Annotated in this window: 14 protein-coding genes; 6 read left to right on the top strand and 8 right to left on the bottom strand. The window is 39.8% G+C overall.

Annotation, left to right across the window (positions count from 1 at the left end; translation table 11 throughout):
- Positions 1-210: 210 nt before the first annotated feature.
- The 3 genes from J8L86_RS12820 (at position 211) to J8L86_RS12830 (ending at position 3,602) form a co-directional block, all read left to right on the top strand.
- On the top strand, positions 211-894 hold the full coding sequence (locus J8L86_RS12820) for a hypothetical protein (RefSeq protein ID WP_065109702.1): 684 nt from the start codon (positions 211-213) through the stop codon (positions 892-894).
- Positions 895-1,137: 243 nt separating this feature from the next.
- Complete coding sequence (locus J8L86_RS12825) at positions 1,138-3,135, top strand: hypothetical protein (protein WP_211030667.1); 1,998 nt, start codon at positions 1,138-1,140, stop codon at positions 3,133-3,135.
- Between the two features lie 212 nt (positions 3,136-3,347).
- Positions 3,348-3,602 carry a DUF2999 family protein gene (locus tag J8L86_RS12830; RefSeq protein WP_055022838.1) on the top strand — a complete coding sequence of 85 codons (255 nt, stop codon included), beginning with the start codon at positions 3,348-3,350 and terminating at the stop codon, positions 3,600-3,602.
- Between the two features lie 121 nt (positions 3,603-3,723).
- On the opposite strand, the gene J8L86_RS12835 is transcribed toward J8L86_RS12830, so the two are convergent.
- The 5 genes from J8L86_RS12835 to J8L86_RS12855 all read right to left on the bottom strand — a co-directional run bounded on the left by J8L86_RS12835 (position 3,724) and on the right by J8L86_RS12855 (position 11,201).
- The gene (locus J8L86_RS12835; RefSeq protein WP_211030669.1) at positions 3,724-5,208 is read right to left on the bottom strand and encodes a lytic polysaccharide monooxygenase; all 1,485 of its coding nucleotides are present in this window, start codon (positions 5,206-5,208) and stop codon (positions 3,724-3,726) included.
- A gap of 477 nt (positions 5,209-5,685) precedes the next feature.
- Positions 5,686-6,843 carry an MFS transporter gene (locus J8L86_RS12840; RefSeq protein WP_211030672.1) on the bottom strand — a complete coding sequence of 386 codons (1,158 nt, stop codon included), beginning with the start codon at positions 6,841-6,843 and terminating at the stop codon, positions 5,686-5,688.
- Between the two features lie 420 nt (positions 6,844-7,263).
- On the bottom strand, positions 7,264-8,004 hold the full coding sequence (locus tag J8L86_RS12845) for a hypothetical protein (protein ID WP_247663386.1): 741 nt from the start codon (positions 8,002-8,004) through the stop codon (positions 7,264-7,266).
- A 54-nt stretch (positions 8,005-8,058) separates the two neighbouring features.
- Complete coding sequence (locus J8L86_RS12850) at positions 8,059-9,225, bottom strand: BamA/TamA family outer membrane protein (RefSeq protein WP_211030674.1); 1,167 nt, start codon at positions 9,223-9,225, stop codon at positions 8,059-8,061.
- A gap of 263 nt (positions 9,226-9,488) precedes the next feature.
- The gene (locus J8L86_RS12855) at positions 9,489-11,201 is read right to left on the bottom strand and encodes a diguanylate cyclase (protein WP_211030676.1); all 1,713 of its coding nucleotides are present in this window, start codon (positions 11,199-11,201) and stop codon (positions 9,489-9,491) included.
- Positions 11,202-11,735: 534 nt separating this feature from the next.
- Between J8L86_RS12855 and J8L86_RS12860 the strand changes: the two genes are divergently transcribed.
- Positions 11,736-13,853 (top strand): TonB-dependent receptor, encoded by a 2,118-nt coding sequence (locus J8L86_RS12860; RefSeq protein ID WP_211030678.1) that lies wholly within the window; start codon positions 11,736-11,738, stop codon positions 13,851-13,853.
- Positions 13,813-14,340, top strand: a complete 528-nt coding sequence (locus J8L86_RS12865) for a thioredoxin fold domain-containing protein (protein ID WP_211030680.1) — start codon at positions 13,813-13,815, stop codon at positions 14,338-14,340. The genes J8L86_RS12860 and J8L86_RS12865 overlap by 41 nt, the downstream gene beginning before the upstream one ends.
- Positions 14,341-14,517: 177 nt before the next feature.
- Here the strand turns inward: J8L86_RS12865 and J8L86_RS12870 are convergent, their stop codons facing one another.
- Positions 14,518-15,858 (bottom strand): MFS transporter, encoded by a 1,341-nt coding sequence (locus J8L86_RS12870; protein WP_065109694.1) that lies wholly within the window; start codon positions 15,856-15,858, stop codon positions 14,518-14,520.
- 298 nt (positions 15,859-16,156) lie between these two features.
- Here J8L86_RS12870 and J8L86_RS12875 point away from each other — a divergent pair, with 298 nt between their 5' ends.
- Entirely contained in the window at positions 16,157-16,624 is a 468-nt protein-coding gene (locus J8L86_RS12875) for a YHS domain-containing (seleno)protein (RefSeq protein ID WP_247663387.1), read from the top strand.
- Positions 16,625-16,739: 115 nt separating this feature from the next.
- On the opposite strand, the gene J8L86_RS12880 is transcribed toward J8L86_RS12875, so the two are convergent.
- Together J8L86_RS12880 and J8L86_RS12885 are read right to left on the bottom strand one after the other, a co-directional pair.
- Positions 16,740-17,186 (bottom strand): hypothetical protein, encoded by a 447-nt coding sequence (locus tag J8L86_RS12880; protein WP_247663388.1) that lies wholly within the window; start codon positions 17,184-17,186, stop codon positions 16,740-16,742.
- A 127-nt stretch (positions 17,187-17,313) separates the two neighbouring features.
- On the bottom strand, positions 17,314-19,677 hold the full coding sequence (locus tag J8L86_RS12885; protein ID WP_211030682.1) for an Ig-like domain-containing protein: 2,364 nt from the start codon (positions 19,675-19,677) through the stop codon (positions 17,314-17,316).
- Positions 19,678-19,936 lie beyond the last annotated feature (259 nt).

A 19,936-nucleotide genomic window follows, 5' to 3' on the forward strand; every position in this document is an offset into this window, starting at 1 on the left:
CCTTGTTACATCAGCATAAATCCATTGTCATGCTTAACAATTAAATAAAGCTTAAACCTGAGGAAGATAAAAATAAAACGTCTCGACCGTCATTAACCGTCATTAACCGCTGACTTTTCAACCTACTTTCATTGATATCCATCAATGAAAACAGCTACCATAATTTAGTTAATTATTGATAATTAAGAATAAAAATAACAATGGTGCAACATGCAAAAAATTGATCCAGTTAAAAGTTTATTACTCTTCGATCCTGAAATTAGCAAATTACAATTCAATATAATTATCTGTTTACTGATATTTTGGGGTGGATTAACCCAATATATGGCAATCAGTTATATCCCTTCGCTATGGATAGACACCCTTGGATTTTGGCCGATATTGGGCCTTTTTTTTGTATCCAGTATATGTGGCGTACTCATGCTAGATAAAGGGCAACCTATTTACATTTTTACAGGTTTTAATCTCATTTTATTAGGTTCAGGCGCTTTTCTCTGTTACTTCTTACAATCACTAAGCACTGAAATCATAATAGATTTTATAAAATATGCCGTATTCATGGTGCTATTTTTATTATTTTCGAACGTGTTTTTACCAGAAAGATATTTACAAAAAAAGCCATTTACCTTAATCGCTACCGCGCTAGTCATATTGCTAGAACTTGTTTCATGGTGGCTTTGGGGATCTAACAGCAACATTTTAAGCTTATTGGTGTTGGTTTTGGTTATTGGTGGTCTCAGTAGTACATGGGCTGAAGCCAATGCAGAACACTCTGAGTACATTAAGCTCGAATTAAATGATGCCATATTCTGGGGCGCACATGTGTCTATGGGGTTTATCTTCCTCTTAATCCAAGTGGCTTCTAGACGCGATGACTCATCTAGTACAAATTAACCCAACGATTCTTTAATCAATAATAATCATTTTTTTCAATATATTAGAAACTTAAAAAGCCGGCATTCATAACCCAATGCCGGTTTTTTTCACCCTTACTCGAACATATTAAAAATATATTCATACTATGTTTGTTGATTTATTGTTGTTTTTATATACACTTTTTAACGCACATTAGGTGCCTTCAAGCGGAATGATGGGGAGAAGCTCCGCTGATATATTCGAAATAATAGGGATATGAAAATGAAAAATAACCAAAGTAGTGTCAACGAGACCTATAAAAAGCTCACCATAATAAGTTTACTCACACTCATGCCATTGGGGGCTTTTGCTGGCACTGAGCACAACCATTCAGAGATAAAATCATCATCAAAACTTACGCAAAATAGCGCAAAATACGCTGAGCGACATCGCCCTCAGCGAACTGAGCACCACAGTGATCAGTTCGCCCATAAATGGCGAAAAGATAAATCACATGGCCATAAACACCAAGAACATAATGGTCACCGACATTGCAAATACGAACGTGCCTTTTGCCAAGGTATACCTGAGGTTGCTGAAGCCGACCTTCCAACAGATACTGACTTAACGGGGTATACGGGAGAAGATATTGGCTTCTTCGAAAATAAAGTCTTTGATGATGAACCCGAAGTCCTCTATGCATCAGACAGTTTTGATGACACAGTCAATGACACCAGTAGACTAAAAAAAGCCCTTAGGTTTGCGGCTAAAGAAGACGATGGCGGTGTTGTTATTCTACGGGCGTCTCAAAAAGGGACGAATAACCGCTACAGCTTGGCGCACATCGTCGTACCATCGAATGTCCGTATTGAAGTCGAGCCTGAAGTCATACTTGAAATGCGTGGCATTAAAGAAGATACCTACCCTACTGGCAACCCAAATAACCGACCAAATCGCCAATTTTTATTCTCATTTGGTCGCAGTGTTGGTCCAAGTAAGCTATCAGCTGAACGCACGGTGAACGTTCAAGTCACATCAACGGATCCGACTCGAAACTTTACTGTCGATGCTAAAACCAATATGCCATTTAACTATGGCGAAATGCAGGGCGGAAATGGAGGTGGGCTAGTCAACTTAACTCGTGCTATTCCATTTGGATTATTTTATGTCGAAAACTTTTCAGTGTCGAATGTCACCATTGAAGATAATCATACTGAATCAGTATCTGTGCAAATGTTTGCCGATGCCGACTACAAAGATGGCTCATTCACGTATCGATTTGGCTCAGCGCCACTTTATCTTCAAAATCGCTATGTAAAAAATCCTGAAGGTTCACCCAGCTTAAACAGACCAATGAACCCAGTTAATATTCCAGTTCCTACTAATGAAAATGGCGACTTTATTGATGATGAAGGCAATATCGTCCCTGATATGTTTGCGATTCAACGTAACCCAACTTATGCCCGCACACCGATTAAAGGCTCAATTAAAAATATTAAGTCAGTTAATGCTCATACGGGTTATGGCGTAGTGCAGGTATACGGTGGTGATTGGATTGAAATTGATAATATTGAAGCCTTTAATGGTATTGGTGTTCGAGTTGAGGCAGGTAATGGCACTAACAAAGACAACTTTAACCGCTCAGGCCCTTACTTTAGTTCAGCCAATAAAATCAAAATTTCAAATATTAAAGTCACTAACGGGTTTACCGGAGTGTGGTTAAAGCCACACAGTAAGATAATGAAAGACATTAGTGTAGAGAACATCGAAGCTATCGACAGTGGTTCAGCATTACTTGTCGGCAAAGGCTCATTTGCCTGTAAAAGTAGTTGTCGTGACTTAACACGTGGCCGAATCAACAACTTAACAGTCAGTGGTGACATTATTTTACGTCAAACCATCTATGATGAGCCTGTGGCTGAAGTTGGTAATGTTGCGACTTACTTTTTAAGTGAATCAAACCGTGAATATTTAGCCCTGCAAACAGGTAAAAGCACCACCGATATCTCTCGTGCTGATATTGAGCGTAATGTCTCGGGATCACGCTGGTATTTCACCTTTCCAGCAGCACCGATCCTAGCGCTCTCTCAGCTATCAGCAACTGAAATTGGCGATCAGTCAGCTTTTGAAGGCTTTTATGGCGTCGATTATTGCGACGCAAATATCATTCAAGATGGACTTGCACTGACTGACCGAGAAAAGTCGCGCCCTGACATTCTTTATATGGGAGATGCCCATACTCCAAATGGTGAGATCGCAACCGATTACATTTATAAATAATGCAATATTAAGGCTGAACCCAACTTGGTCAACAAAAAGCCAGCGCAATTGATGCTGGCTTTTTACTACTACGCTCTACACCTGTAGCCATAATGGGGGGAAATTCATTCATAAGTTAATGAAATCATTTAGCAAGTTTTCCACTCTGCAAAATAACGATATCAATGGTAAAATAGTCAGATAATTCGTATCCATTAACACAAGGTCTTGCAATGAATCCAATTATTGCCCTATTAAAAGAACATAGCGTCAGTGATGAAAAAATCAGTGAAGTGTTCCAAGCATTAACTCAAAACCCAATGATGGCTATGAGCATTATTGGTCAATTAGGTATTCCAGCGGAAAAGCTACAACAGCTAATGGCAATGGTTATGCAAAACCCTGGGTTGATTAAAGAAGCCGTTTTGGAACTCGGTTTAGACTTCTCTAAAGTGGAAGCAGCGAAAGCGCAAATGCAACCTCAATAAGCCTGTTGCATTAACCCGCAAGCTTTATCAATAAAAACGGCCAATCTTTGATTGGCCGTTTTTATATCTTATAGATCAATACTCATCACCTTACATGACAAATTGACCATACCACTGTTACTTAGCGCCACACGCCCCACTCACCTGTGGTACCTGGTTCTTCACCTTGAGTCCACCAGTGAGCTGTCCAAGTTTGATTATTATGTATAACGGTTTCACCACCGGTGTACACTGCAGATGCACTCCATTGCTCACCAGGCTCAGGGCCTGGTCCTGGCTCAACATCGCTCGGCGTTACGCTAAAGCTATAAACTGATTTATCTTCCTCACCTTGCCCTGTGACAGTGAGTTCAAAGCTGAAGCTTTGAGCGAGATTATCGAGTCGTGCAGTGTTAATAATTAGTTCGTCATGCTGACCAATTTCAGTCTCAATTGGTGTGCCACTCACTTGCACCCATGCCACATGTTCAATATCACCCAGGCTGTTCGCTGGGGTTAATACGACATACTCGCCATGTGACACCGTAGCATCGGTAATAGGTTTTAATACCGTTGGCGTAATGACGGCTTCGACAAACTCATTCTTCTCAGAAATACTAAACTCACCATAGGCTTGAGCATTCTTTGAGTTAAAGAAATTCTCATGCAGCTGATTTTGAAAATACATATAGTGATTCATCTCAGCATGCCAGCGACCAATAAACACATTGCCATCATAATGGTCGTGATAATAACCACTGACTTCAGCAGCCAATAAACGATCCCAAGCCAGCTGGTTCTCTTCGGTGATAACGAGTGAAAAGCTAGAATGGATTTCGCCATTGTTATTGTAGACTTTGTAGTTAACTGACTCGCCTATTTGTGGCGTTGTTAAGCTCACCTCTTTTGGAATAAACGCATCCCCCTGCTCTAAATAGGGTTCTGTTGGCTCAGGATCAATTGGGCCGTCACCAGTAATTGTGATATCACTACAGTTATAAAACCCTTCACCGACTGGATCTTCACGTTGCCAGCGAGTATACAAAATCGCATCACCAGAACGGTCTGCAGGTATTGTAATATTCATCCGATACTTTTTATCTTCGCCGACTGCAACATTACCGTACTCTTGCAGTAAGACTAAATCATCCCAGTTAAGTGGCTTAGACACATCCACTCCAGGTTTGGTTAAATAAAATTGCCAAAATGAAGGGTTGTGAGGCGCAGTTGCATTAAACACATACTCAAATTCACCAGGTGCTAATTCCGTTCGTGTCCATGCTGTATGTTCAGCCCCCATTCCCCGCTTTTGAGCATCATTGGCGTAACATAAACTGCCATCAGGGATCGCCGCTTTCACCGCATCCATGTCATTATAAGCAGGCGCAGGTATGTTAATGGCAAATTCATTGCGCTGAATAAATGGATACGTACCAGAAATCTCTTTTGCTTGTGCACAAGCCGCATTCGGCGGTGTACCACTCCAAAGCCCACCTTGTTCATAACAATTTGATTGCCTTGCTTCAGGAAATTCAGCCCAGCCATGAGCGTGTGCTTGTTGATTAGACATAGTGAAATACAAAGCAGAAACTGCTGCCATTGCACCTATGAGTCTTATTGTTGTCATTAAATATCCTTTATTGTTTTTGAATATTAACTCACTCATTAATATTCATTTCGGTCGACATGTTGAACAAAGCGACCTATTCAACAAAAAATAAACCTAAGTATCAAATTACTGATAAATAAGAGTAATTATGTAACATAAAGAACTATTATCAGCGTTATGAGTAGACTGCCACATAGGCTTTAACGAAAGAAAAACTGCATTTATTTGCTAAAAAAACACAATATAAACAAATAGAAGCGTTAATAGAGTGAGAAATTTACACGTTATTAAATGAAGCTGAGTGTAAAAAAGGCCGAACCACCGATGCAACATATTGATAAGTTTGTGTCGTGACCTGTTTTTGAATAGAAAAAATGACTCGATTTATCCAAACTAGCACGCTTGGTTCAACTGATGGCTTTACTGCCTATAACAGGCAGTAAAGCTTGTAGAATGAAGTGCAGCTGCGAGGACTTCGCAGCTGCCGTAAGGGCGTTAACCCGCAATGGGCTTTTGGCCTGACGAAATGGTTTCAGCGCTTTTCATCAACATATAAATACAGGTTGTTATTAAGCAAACACCTAGGTACATGATCAAGCCATTTCCGACTTCGGTAAATGTTGTGGCTAACAGCGGACCTAAAACAGAACCCACGCTATAGCACAGCAGCATCATTTCTGTAGCCGATACCATTTTTTCAGTTGGTAAATGATCACATGCCAGTGTGATGGCGATGGGGTAGAGCGCGAAACTACTCGCGCCTAATAGCAATAAACTAAACCCCATCATTACTAACGTAGAAGACTCAAGTACGCCCATAACCGCTAAACAACCTAGCATGCAAAATATCGCCATTAATAAGCTTTTGCTCATTCGGGTCGACATCGCACTGGCAATGGGTTGCACTAACATTCCCCCCATAATGATGCTCGCCATTAGCAGTCCTGTGTGCTCTGCAAAAACACTGATATGCGTTAAATATGATGGCATTAATCCATAAATTGGACCGAGCAATAACCCTGACACCATACAGCCAATAATCGCTGGGCGGTTGATATGACGGATTTCTTTGCGGCTAATAGTTTGTTGATCGTGACTATGGGGCTGGCCAGAACGAATCAGAATGGGAGCCAATGTCGCCATAAACAAGAGTAACAATACACACAAATATGGCTGTATTCCGTCTGTTCCAAACACTGAAATAGCTAACTGGCCTACAGCACTACCGCCATACAAAGCCGCCATGTATAGCCCTAACCGCTTAGCACGTTGCTTAGAGCAATTTGCCATTAACAACCAAGACTCTACGACTACAAATACACCTGCTACAGCCATGCCAGCAACAAAACGAGCGACTAACCAAGTCACTTGATGTGGCACCAATATCATAACAACAACAGTCAGCGTCACCAGAGTCAAAAAAGAGATGAAAGATCGCCTATGTCCAAGTCGTTTAATCACTCGTTGAATACAGGTAGCACCAACCAATAGACCAAAATAAAACACACTGGCGAGCCAAGGTATTAATGATAAATCGATATCAAAATGGGTCACAGATAAAGGAATAAGGCTCATTAAAAAGCCTGATGCGACAGCGAAAAAAGTTAAACCAACTACAGGGGTAATAATGTTATTTTCAACATTATCATTCATGATTATCGTCAATTTAGTACTACTTAATGAAAGGTTTTGAAGGGTTAAATCGTGCTTGTCGGCTAAAGGGGTAAAATCACCCTTAGACTATTTTCGGCGAATGTATTCTTGAAGCAATAACAAGTAAAGCTATTTTTGTTTCCAAAATCAAAAATGGTTAAAAATGCTTCAAAAATGGAATATAGATCATGTTTTAGTACGTAAAACACGCTAGTAAAATAGCACTAGCAAGTGCAATAGTTTAAAGGGAAAGACCTTTCATCAAATAAAAAAGGAGGGAGATATATGAATAAAAAATATATTTATAAGCTAAAAAAAAGCCACAAAGAAAAATTAAAGCACCAGTTATAGACGTTTAGCTTACCTATACCAATGTATTGAACAATAATGACAAGATTAAACTATTTACTTGAATTTCCGTTATTGTTTATCACAAGTAGAATGGTAATGATTAAGCTCTATAAGCCCTTTTAAAATGATGCCGTGATAACGTGCTTTTACTAACTGATAATCCATCTCTGGTGCGAAATAATAAGTGACTTCTTCAGCACCTGACTGCTCAACAGGAATTAAGGTCATTTCTCCCCATGGTTCAATCTGTTCGGAAATAGGCTTTTTGACATACAGTTGATAAGGCTCAATTGCATCTGATGCTTGTCTCACTAATGCAAACTGGGTTCGACCTTGAAGTAAAAACTGGCGCATTTGAATGGCTAAGGTATCCACATCTCTTAACGGGATATGAGTTGAAGCATACTTGTCTTTATCACCATCAATATCGACCTCGGATGCAAGCCCATCATGGCTAAATGACACCTTCATATCCCGAGCGCGAAAGCCTGTCACTAATTGATGAAAGTTATCGGTTATCCATTCATCACGGGTATTCGACCAAGACAGCTCAGCGCGCTGATCGTATTGAGTGCCAATACCTAATATGCTGGCTTTACTGGTTGAGGTGACCACAGCCGACTGACCTTGCCATGTTTCGGTTCTTTTCATGGTGCCAGTGTGAATGCCACTCAAATAAATATCATAGTGAGAAGTACGACTACACTGACTTTCGACAGCAGCATCCTGTTCAGATGCATTGGTGCAAAGTGGAAACAAGATAACCACCAGCACTAATTTAACCGCTATTGTCAGTTTTAATACGCTCATTACTTCTCTACTATTTTACTATCGTGCTCAAACATACAAGTTGAGTGATGTAGATTAAAAAACTTCATTCACATTAAGGTAGAAGTTAGTTTCGTTTTCGCCTACACCCACATCAAATCGTAAGTTGATATTGTCTTTAATTTTAAAGCGAAAGCCTGTGCCGTAAGAGGCTAATAACTCATCAGTTAAGTCACTCACTGAAGGAGCAACACTGCCTACCGCGCCCCAAAATACCATGCCATAACGTTGGAAAATCGGTAAACGATACTCAACTTGGCCCATCATCATTTGCTCATCACGGTAACGGCCTTTAATAAAACCGCGCATTGCGCTAGAGCCACCTAAGTCAGGCAATAAATTCCACGGCACATCGCCATTAGTAAAATGACCTTGTACTTGCCAAGCAATAAGACCAGGCGCATTACTTAACATAGACGTAGAGCTTAAGTCGATGTAGTTGGCCAACTCAACATTGTAAGTTGAAAACGTCGAATACTCACTGTTTTGATATATGCCTGCATCAATTTGAAACAACCAACCTTTAGTGGCATTTAAACGGTAATCGCGAGAATCATAAATACTGGTAACGACCACACCCGAGCTGAAGTTGCTGGGTAAAATCTCATCTGTTTCTATCGACTTCTCGGTTTCAACTAACTCAAGCTTGTCAGCACTTGAGTAAATAAAATCGGCACCGACACCAATATAATAATTATCAGCAAACTCAGTCATCCAACGTGGTTTAAAGCTATAAAGCTGTTCTTCATATTCATGATGATTAATGTCTAGATTACCATCATCAATTCCTTTGCCATAATACACCGCCGCTTCATTATATAATTCGACGTCTAACAGTAAGCGCTGCTTACCGCCATTAAAAAACGTCATGTTTTCAGCTTCAATACCATAAGAGTTGTTCATCGACACAAATGAATTCAATACCAATGATGAAGGCTGTTCATCTGCGGCTCCCCCTTCAGTTTTATATAACCCGACCATGAGTAGCCCCACACCAAACTTCTTTTCTGGTGTGTAATAAGCCGTAGGCAGATAACTCATATCGATGGGTTTACTGTCATCAAACTCACCATCAGCACCAAATATCGACAAGATATCATCGACCCAAGTCGGCTCCATGTCTTCTGGTGTATCGATTAATGGCTCAACAGCAAGAGTAGCACTCGAAAATGCCAATAAAGTGAGTAATAAAATCCGTTTCATAGCGGCTCTAATGTGAAGTGAAAAATATCGGGAAAATTGCCATGTGGCTCGTGGGGCGCATTCTACCATTACAAAAATTTTCAACAATTAATTTTGTTGTAACTTAGGTATTAATTTAATGCGCTTACATTTTATATTACGGCGTTTCAATATGAAGATTGACCTAGCACTGAGGTGTGCTGAACTTCATAATTATGGTAAGAATTTGATTTATAAGCATAAGAAGTCATCAATAAACTTAATCGGAATGACAGAGGTGACCATTAACTCACCACTCTAACTTGGTTTTTACCATCTTGCTTAGCAATATAAAGTGCCCTATCGGCATTTTTTATCATAACCTCAAGGGTGTCGTGATTAATTGATTCATGCTCAAATCGAGCAGCGACGCTACCAGCAACACCAATACTTGCAGTTAACATTAATTCGCAATCAATTCCCGTAAATGAAATGACCTCAATAGCCTCACGTATTCTTTCTGCATGCATAATAGCGCCATCTCGTGTGGTATCAGGTAAAAATACAATAAACTCCTCACCTCCCCAGCGGGCTGAGATATCGCCTTCTCTTGATGTTTCAGCAATGACTTTCGCCACTTTTTTTAACACTTCATCGCCTTTACTATGCCCATACTCATCATTTACTTTTTTAAAGAAATCAATATCAATGAGAGCAACTGAGATATTACGTTGAGTATCGACAATGTTTGGCCAAGTTAACTCTGTAAGCACTTTAAAACCACGTCGATTATTCAGTTCAGTCAATGGATCCGTGCGGGCATATTTTTCAGCTATCAGCTTGTCAATTTGCGCTATTCTAAACTGCCTTGCCAAAATGGATGCCAGTAAAATTGCTTCGAATGCCATACCCACTTCAATCGCTTTAAACGTGTAATCGTTATAAGGCACTAACACGCCTGCAACAGCGAGTGTTGAAATAGTTATACACACCGCGGCAGTCACCGAAGATAAAATGAAAAGAACCGCAAATGGCTTTTGTGCTTGCAATGCTTTTACCCCCATGGCGATAAATAACATGACGAAGCAAGTGTTTAAGATAAATGCCAACACCATCGAAAAAAATAGTTGGTTAAACACAAAGCCAATTAACATTCCTAGCGGAATATACAGCGTTGTACGCAATACAAATTTATCTAACCTTGGTGCATATTCTTTGGTATGCAGTAGCGATCTTGCAAAATGTAACCCTGCAACGCTATAAGTGATCATTAAAAAGATATCGAGCCAATCTTGGAAGTAAGGGCCAAAATCATAGGTAATAATCGTGTGCAACTGACCAGTATAAGACAAGCTATTTAAAACAAAGCCCAACAGGTACAAACCATATAAGCCATATTCACGCTGACGAATAAACACAAATAGCACTAAATTATATAATGCTAGCGCCACCATAATTCCGTATAACGCGCCATACTGATAACCACTGACAATGTCGCGATTTATCGCATTTTCTACACTATTAAATTGCACAGGTAGCGCCATTGGGCCTTTCGTTTCAACCCGCATAATAATGTCAGTAATGCCAGGTAAATAGGCATGTTCGAAAGCGTAAAAGCGATACTGCATTGGCCTAGTATCGAAACTAAAAGCATCGCCACCAGCAATATGTTTGATTACCTGCCCATCTTTAATCAGCCAAGTATCAATATAATCAATCCATGGCGTTTCTACTGATAAGCGATAGTCTTGGCTTGTATTAGCGACATTATTGACCTTAACTGACATCCACACAGGATCAACGCCAATGCCCAAAGAAATAGAGTTACTTGAGCCAAGAGAAAGTTCAGTTGTTTGAAATTGTTGACGCGCTTCTGTTAAAGAAAGCTTACCGTCACGTTCACGAAAATATGCCGTATGTTTACCAACACTGCCTTTACTAAAACTAGGGATTTCAATTGTGTCTGCATGCAGTGTAAAGCTCATGAATAATGACATGACTGAGTAAAAAAGTATCATCACCAGCCTCATATGTTGGAAACCAACACACGCCGCTTTCTTTGAAAATATTTTATTCCATACACTCAGCTCAAGCATAAAAACAAATGATATATAGTTGTTATTTTTTTGATAATAACACTGAAGCAATAAATCTTCGATAGATGCTTGTTTCAATTGAAGAACAAGCCGTTCTAATCATGTAGGGAAAAGTGATTACAGCTTTTAAATGGCATTTTTCATGCCCAAAAACATGATAAAGGAAATACTAAAATTAACATCCTTGGCAGTTTATTAAATCGCAAAAGCCTCTACTTTCAGCTGATACACGTCATTTACACACCAAATACAGCAAAATAAATCACAACATTTATTGATCTAGATCATCTATAAAACCAAGTAATTCACACCTTTGTGCACCAGCCCACAATTACAACAAATGCTAATCATTATCATTTGTATCAGCTTTATCTACGCCATAAAATTGCAACAAGCTTAACAAGTGCAGCACGAAAGCAACATTTACACACACTAACAATCACAAAAGTTGACAATATGAAGCATTCAATTTTAGCCGCAGCAATACTCAGCGCACTGACCTTTTCGGCTCAAGCTGAGACCACAGCCACCGATGATGAAATCGAAAAAATTGAAGTCAGAGGTGTGCGTCAAAAATTACAGCAAGATGGTCGTTTGAAAGATGTCATTCAAAAAACAGAAGTGTTGGATGAACTGATGATTCAAAACAAAAATGCCTTGAGTTTAACTGATGCAATCAATAATGAACCCGGCGTGAATGTTTCAAATGAATGTTCAATGTGTGGTGTTAAGCGCATCATGCTCAATGGTATGAAAGGCGAACATACGACAATTTTAGTAGATGGCCTACCAACACATACTATGATTTCTGGTTACTATGCGGTTGATGCTATTTCAACCACGGGTGTTGACCGTATCGAAATTGCACGTGGCGCAGGCGCTTCCTTGATTGCCCCTGAAGCGATTGGCGGAACCGTTAACGTTGTCACTAAACAAGCCTACGAAAACGAAGTGTCTGTTGATATCGCTAAGGGATCACATGACTTCACCGCAATGAAAGGAATGGCAACAGGAATTTCAGATGACGGCAAAACGGGTATCACCTTAATCGGCCAATATGATAAACAAGATCAGGAAGATCATGATGATAATGGTGTTAGTGAAGCGCCTTTCCAAGAGAACTATACCGTCAGTTCGTTAGTCAGCCATGATTTAAACGACACCAATAACATTCACCTGCGTGTAGCAAAAGTGCGGAGCGAGATCTTTGGTGGCCCTGTGATTGGCGACAATGTTGGCTCTATTCAAGAGGCGATCAGCAGCTATGATGGCGTAGAGTCTGATAGCTTATTTGTTGGTGATGATGTCCGTAATGAGTACATAGGTAAAGCGTGGGAAACCACTGAGTGGATTGAAACCAACCGTGATGAAGCCTACATTAAATTACTCAGTGAATTATCTGATTACACCACCTCTGAGTTTGCCGTAAGCTATGCAAGACATGAGCAAGACTCTTTTTATGAAGGCATTGATTACCGCGCAAAAGACACCATGTACTATGCCCGAGCTAAGTTTGATACAGAACTGACCGACAATCACTTTTTAACCTACGGCGCAGATATTCGCACCGAAGAAATGCGCTCGCATACCGATGCGCTGCATGACGTTGAAGCTTATGTCAGTGACTCATTTGATTACGATGTTAAAGGCGTATTCATTCAAGATACATGGACTCCTACTGACGATATTGAAATCGCGATGGCACTTCGGGTAGACAAAGTGACCGCTGATTTTGTTGATGACAAAAAACCTGGCACTGAAATCGACGAAACCTTTATCGCCCCTCGTGTCGACATGCGTTATTTCCACAGTGACACATGGACTTCTCGCTTATCTGCAGGTCGAGGCTACCGCGCGCCATTATCATTCTTTGAAACTGACCACGGTATTCTAGACTCTGAAAAAGGCTACCTGATTGACGTCGATTCATTAGAAGAATCGTTATCAGCTAACTATGCCTTAAGCTATGATGCTGGCACATTAACGGGAACCTTCTCAGTCGCGCATTCAAACGTGCAAAACTTAGCATCACTGCAAGAAACTGACGACGGTGTACCGATTCTGACTCAGCTTGATGAAGATGCATCAGTCACTACCGTCGACATCGTGGCAGGCTACAGCCTAACTGATGAGCTTACCATTAATGCCAGTGCTGAATACTTTGATTATAACGACGTATTTCGCTCTTCATACTCAATTGCCCCGGTTGAAACCCGTGCAGGTATTGAGCTTGAGTGGAAAACTGACGATTTCACCGTATTTTGGAATACCACATGGTTTGGTGAGCGTGACTTAACCGACTACGGTTACGAAGGTTATGACATCAAAGGTGACCCTAGCTCGCTTAAAAGCCAAGATGCACCTGCCTTTACAGTATCTGATGTAAAAGTACAGTACAGCCTAACAGACCAAATCAAAGTCTACGGCGGCTTATCAAATATCTTTAACTATACCCAAATTGAAGAAGGGGAATCACCACTGTTTTATGATGCTGATGGCGGCTATGACGTTGCTTACATCTATGGTCCATTACATGGTCGTGAGTTTTATGTTGGCATTGAAGGTAAGCTTTAACTGCCTAGTGTTACTGGCAACTCTTGTTGTCAGTAACACTGCGAGTGCAGAATCAAACGGCACTGAGCTTTCTGTGGCGCAAATTCAATTAAAGGATTTGCGCACCAGTCAATCCTCGGTGAGTTACCATGCTGAAAAACCTACCGTGTTGATGTACTTTCAGCCTGATTGCAGTTGGTGCAAAAAGCAGGGCAAAATTATCACCGAGCTATTAGGTGAATGTGGCAATAGCGTGCACTTTACTCTAGTTGGCGATAAAGGTTCTAAAAGCCAACTAAAGCGTGAATTACGTCATTTTTCAGCCGATATCCCATCAAAACAAAGCAATAAAATGTTTGTGCGTAAAAGCGGTGGTGTAAAAGGCTTTCCAACCACTTTAGTGCTTGATACACAGGGTCATGTATTGGCTAAACGCCGTGGTTTTACTGATGAAGCCATGTTACGTAAATTAACCAATGAACTCAGTGCTGGTGAATGTTCACTTTAGCTTCATTGCAGTAAAAACAGCAGTATTGAAGTCGGTAAAAGCAATAGGATTTCAACGACTCATAACATAAATAAAGGCGCTAATATCGCCTTTATTTTAAAGGTTTGGCAAAGAGCAAAATAAATTCATCTATTAGCAGATTTTCTATAAAGGGCATTTTTATTATAAACCTAGCCGTTACGATACTGAGGCAAAATCAGGACGCGAGAATTTCGGAAGCACTTTATATAATCCCATTACTACAACGCACAAACCCGCACCAATGATGAATAGCCAACTTCCACCTAGTGAATCTAAAATAATACCTCCACCAAATGGTGCAAAAGCGAAACCAAATTCATAAAAGGATGCTGCGCCAAAGTAGGCACCGCGTAATTTAGCTGGCGCGAGACGGTCAATATGCACATTCATTGTCGGGAACAAAATTGTTTCAGCAAGGCTCATCACCACCACAGCGCCAATCCAGCCCCAGAACAAATCAACAGGGTTAGCAGCCATCCAGCACTGAGATATCAATAACAACACCAGCCCACACTGAATTCGATGAGTTAGGCTATAGTCGGCCATTAATTTAAGCAGTAGAAACTGACTTGAAATGATCACCAAAGCATTGGTAAAAATCATGCTCGATATTAGCGTTAGTAATTGCGGCGCTTGTTCACGAGTTAAGTACTGAATCAGTGAACTGTCCATTTGAGCATAGATAAACATACATAAGGTATTCGCTAAAATAAGGCAGTGAAATAACTTATCTTGCAGCAAAATACTGGCGATGCGCTTACCTGAAACAGGCTGTGTATCAGCATTGGTTTTCACACTGTCGTCATAATGTTCAGCAGGAACTTTAGCTTCTTTTGCACTGTCTTGTTCACAATTTTGTTCATTGCCAAAATCAAAACTGCCAGAGGCCATAGCACTCGCTTTATCAAGCTCCGCTTGGTGCTTGAAACCCCAAAACAATAAAATCAGCAGTACAACAAAAGCACCAGCAGTAATATAAAAGCTAGATTGCTGACCCGTTAAACCAAGCCAAATCCCAAGCATTGGACCCACAGCACAACCGACATTGACAACAAAATACCAGGACTGCATGGCAAGCTCACGGGTTTGTTTATCGGGAATAATATCGCCAATTAACGCAGAACCTAAAGGCCGCCACAGCGATGTCGCAATTGAACACAGTGTCATCGCGACGACATAACCTTTAACCGTATCCACTTCTGCAAGCAATGAAAAAGAAATAATGTACAGTACCCCAGTCATATACATTAATTTTTGCCGGCCAACCCAATCTGATAGCGCACTTCCGGCAAAGCTAGTAAACACTGAAATGACTGCAGCACCGGAAAGTACCATCCCAACTTCAGTGGCAGTTAAAGCAAATTCTTCGTATAAGAGAACCGCAAGAAATGGCCATACCATGTAGTAGCTGCCACGGGTTATGAACGAGCCAAACAGTAAAATCCACATCAGTCGCGGAAATTGTTTGAGCCTTGCAATCGATACATCAGTTTGCATTTTTTATCCTTAAATCATGACAAAACAAACTTTTAAAAAGCCAAGCCATTGGGAAAATTATGTCGCCACGAATTAATAAAAAGATCAGCGTTATCGACTTTTAAATGCGAGTGGGTAGAAGGAATTAAACCACAAAGGTATGCATTTCAATTGCATCCCCTTAAAACTCGAAACGTTAATATACTGTTAACGCAGATATTTTAAAAGGCACAGGCAGATGTAAACATAAGCAATGAAATGATTTTCTAACTTTCTAGGTCTACTCAGTAGCAAAGCTGTTAACTTCAAAGGAAGTGAGATGATAAGACGTGAGATGATAAAACTGAGTAAATTATTGCTGCCGCTTATTATGGCATTCGCAATAGTCGGCTGTACTAGCTTAAGCAATAAGCCTATTTATAATGACCAAGGATATGCTGTTACAGGTTACGATGTCGTAGCTTACTTTACTGAAAATAAAGCCATTAAAGGTAGCACAGATTTTCAAGCTGAGTATCAAGGCTCACAATGGTTATTTGCCAGCAAAGAACATTTAGCCCAATTTAAACAATCCCCCGAACGATATGCCCCACAATACGGCGGTTATTGCGCCTACGCCATGAGCAGCGGCTTTGTTGTCAGCAGTGATCCACAAGCTTTTACCGTGTATCAAGACAAACTATATTTAAACTACAGTTTAAGTGTGCGAGAAAACTGGCTCGAAAATAAAGCGCAATTTATTCAAGAAGCCGATGAATATTGGCAGCAAAAAGTCACCAAAAATTGAACATCAATCGAGTTATGACTGTTAGTTAACATATAAAAAGGGCCGAATGGAACCATTCGACCCTTTTTAATGACTAAAGCTGTGAAATATCACGCGTTGAGATTTAGCTATTTCACTAATTTATCCACTGCATGATTTCATTGGATTGCATTAAGGCATATTGCCTTTTTACCAAACTACCAGCGGGCTCAAACATGAGTAGCTCTGCAGGTCTTGCTTGGTATTTACGAATAAATTGATCGCCCTCTGGCGTCCCTATTCTCGCAATCAGAAACGACACGTCATCACCTAACGCCGCGCGTGCTGTATTCATTTGCTCAGTCTGACTGTTACTCACAGCAAGGTTAGGATCGTAAACAAACACTAAAACGGGTTTACCAGAACCAATATCTTCATGTGTCGTTTTAAAACCTTTAGGCAATACACTAAATACCACAGCAATTAACATCACAATGGCAGCAATGACGCCTAACGCAATCCAAGGCTTGCGAGACTTAGTTGACTGACTAGATTGAGTTGTATCCTTGATAACAAGTCCCTCTTTAACGGGTGAAATACACAATAAGGTGTGAATTGTAATAAACGTATCTGAGAATTAGCTTAAAAGCAGTCCCAGTCTTTTAATACTTTTAGATACAAGAGAAACACTCATTTTCATATAAGTGTTTCTCAATGCGAAGACAAGTGTTCTACTTTGACAGTATCACTTTTTCATTGGTGACTAAATCAATCTGATATAGCTTGTTAAAGTCATTAGCGAAAGTTTGTCCCCTTTCATTTTGCTCGAGATCGAAAGGTAAACTAAGCGATGAGTTTTTGCAGACATTATCATCAATATTAAATTGGCTAATGACACGATTAGCGAATAGCAGTGAGTTATCATATTTATTGAATGAAATATGATTTAAGCCGTCATCAACGAAATCCTCTCCTTCACAAGAATTTAATAATAAGCTTCTGTTACCTGTAGCAAGATCGATGCTAATAATATTCTTGTTAACTTGACTAGCGGCATAAACCAACTGGTTAGCTTCATCTAACGCAATTGAACTTATCCCATAAATACTAATGCCTTCGCCGACAAGACTATCCGAATTAGATGAAGAAATAATCGTCCTAGAGCCATCAGATAGGTTAACAGCAAGTATTGCTTGACCATGGTAATCAACAACTAAAACTCGCTCGTTAGTCTTATCTAACACTGCATCAGTAATACCACTGAAAAATACACCACTCCCTATTGAGGCGCTGCTAATAACTTCACTAGACTTATCTTCAATATTAATAGCCAAAACTTGATTATTAATCGACGTATACAAAATATTCGTCGCTGGATCGAATGATAAGCCACTCATCATATAGTTATATTCATCTTCAAAACTATATACAGTTTCTCTGTCACCAGTTTCCATATCGATCGCTAAAATAAAACCAGGAGAGTTTCCTCCGTCATCGGCAATATAAGCAATATTATTCGCACTATCTAAAGATAACTCCCTCGGAGCAATCATGACACGGCCAGTTCCTACCCCATTACTAGCAAATGTAGTTCTTGTTCCTGAGGTTAGATTAACAGCCACAATCACATCTAAATCACTATCCCTCACTAAATACTGATCATTTGATAAATCTAGCCCTGTTGAACGAATTTGAGAAATAGCCAATTCATCTTGATCTGTTTCAAGTGAGAATTCACTATGCTCACCTGTCGTTAAATCTATTCGACTGAATCCTTTATACCCAGCAACATAAGCAGTGTTATTTTGATGGTCAACATCAACACTTGCTGAAGTAATACCTAGATTTCCCGTGATAGCTTTACTATCAGAACCGTCAAACTCAACAATGGACAGTCCATCATCATTCCCCCCAAAAGCACTATTAAAAACGATTAACCCTTTGGAAGTGTATGCAATATCGCTTGTTGAAACCGAATTGCCTGACAAGGTTTGACCTTCAATTATCGTAGATAAAGAATTAGTATTTAAATCCAGTTTCATAATGATGGATTGTGCTTGGTTAACACCTTCTACAGGAAAATAAGTCAGCAACATGAATAATTCATCTTCTTCAGGGCCAATAACGAGTGATTTAACATGTGCAAATGACCACTTAGATGAATCGAGTTGTAAATCATGATTTAAAATAACTTCAACATCGCCAGAAGCTACATCAATTCTCGATAATGTAAGCTGTTCCTCTATTAACTCTGAATGAATAAGACTATTTTGATTTTCGTAATAGGTGAAGGGGTTAGACTCGCCAAGTGATTGCACATTAATGACATGCATGAATTTTGTAGGTAAATCAACTATGGCAAATTGAGTGGGATTTAAATGACCGATTAAACGATTATTGGTTTTATCTACAATAAAATTAGATGGGATTATCGCATTAAATACTTTAATTGATTCAGCAGTTTCATCAATATTACCTGCGTCATCTTCAGTGGTGATAACCAGATCTTCATCGATGTCTGACTGAACCTCTATTTGCCAATCAACTTGAGTATTGACTACCTCATCTAGCAGCCCAATTGAGTTACTTTCTTGTTGAGTTGTAATGTTAGCTAACTTTCCATTTACCCTTACAGCTTTAACTCCTCCCTCATCACTAGCTGTGCCTCTAACAGTAATTTGTGAGCCGTTAGCTCTTGAATTATTGGCTGGAAATAGCACATTTACGATAGGGGCTTCGTCATCAGCAGGGGGAATTAAACTAAACATTGCCGAAACTTCACACGTCCCCGTTACAGCATTAGTCAGATAGGTATTGCCTGTTAAGTTACCATCGCAGCCCGACACACTAGTAATCATATAGTTTTCGTCGGCCATAACAGTAAAAGTGGCTGAAGAACCGCTTTCAACAGTGAAGCTAATCGGTTCTATTCTCCCACCTTCATTTACCAAAGTTGATACAAGGTATGTGGTTTTTTCCTGCGGTGCTATTTCGTTATTATTTGTCTCACCACCGCCGCTACTACCACCGCCACATGCTGATAATAGTAATATTGAGCTCAAAAAGGTTAAATTTTGTATACGAGAAAAAAGCATTTAGCGTCCTACTTAAGTTTTACATCCATGTATGTAGGTGCATAATACATTAGCCGCAAAAATTAACAAGACTGCAACAATCGTTCGATAAGAATTATAAAGTAGTTTTAAACGAGTAAGCCATCAATACGCTTTTTACTACTTAGAATTATCGATTTTCTTCCCCCAAAACCACCATATGATCAATATTATTAACGTAATGCCAATTAAATTTACCCACATATTAACCTCCTAATGACCTTGAGTTGCTGATTTCGGT

The organism is Shewanella sp. MMG014 (assembly GCF_018100775.1).
Lineage (GTDB): Bacteria > Pseudomonadota > Gammaproteobacteria > Enterobacterales > Shewanellaceae > Shewanella > Shewanella japonica.

Coding starts and splice junctions, on each gene's coding strand:
- J8L86_RS12820 (WP_065109702.1), top strand. CDS start 211: ATGCAAAAAATTGATCCAGTTAAAAGTTTATTACTCTTCGATCCTGAA.
- J8L86_RS12825 (WP_211030667.1), top strand. CDS start 1,138: ATGAAAAATAACCAAAGTAGTGTCAACGAGACCTATAAAAAGCTCACC.
- J8L86_RS12830 (WP_055022838.1), top strand. CDS start 3,348: ATGAATCCAATTATTGCCCTATTAAAAGAACATAGCGTCAGTGATGAA.
- J8L86_RS12835 (WP_211030669.1), bottom strand. CDS start 5,208: ATGACAACAATAAGACTCATAGGTGCAATGGCAGCAGTTTCTGCTTTG.
- J8L86_RS12840 (WP_211030672.1), bottom strand. CDS start 6,843: ATGAATGATAATGTTGAAAATAACATTATTACCCCTGTAGTTGGTTTA.
- J8L86_RS12845 (WP_247663386.1), bottom strand. CDS start 8,004: ATGAGCGTATTAAAACTGACAATAGCGGTTAAATTAGTGCTGGTGGTT.
- J8L86_RS12850 (WP_211030674.1), bottom strand. CDS start 9,225: ATGAAACGGATTTTATTACTCACTTTATTGGCATTTTCGAGTGCTACT.
- J8L86_RS12855 (WP_211030676.1), bottom strand. CDS start 11,201: ATGATACTTTTTTACTCAGTCATGTCATTATTCATGAGCTTTACACTG.
- J8L86_RS12860 (WP_211030678.1), top strand. CDS start 11,736: ATGAAGCATTCAATTTTAGCCGCAGCAATACTCAGCGCACTGACCTTT.
- J8L86_RS12865 (WP_211030680.1), top strand. CDS start 13,813: ATGGTCGTGAGTTTTATGTTGGCATTGAAGGTAAGCTTTAACTGCCTA.
- J8L86_RS12870 (WP_065109694.1), bottom strand. CDS start 15,858: ATGCAAACTGATGTATCGATTGCAAGGCTCAAACAATTTCCGCGACTG.
- J8L86_RS12875 (WP_247663387.1), top strand. CDS start 16,157: ATGATAAGACGTGAGATGATAAAACTGAGTAAATTATTGCTGCCGCTT.
- J8L86_RS12885 (WP_211030682.1), bottom strand. CDS start 19,677: ATGCTTTTTTCTCGTATACAAAATTTAACCTTTTTGAGCTCAATATTA.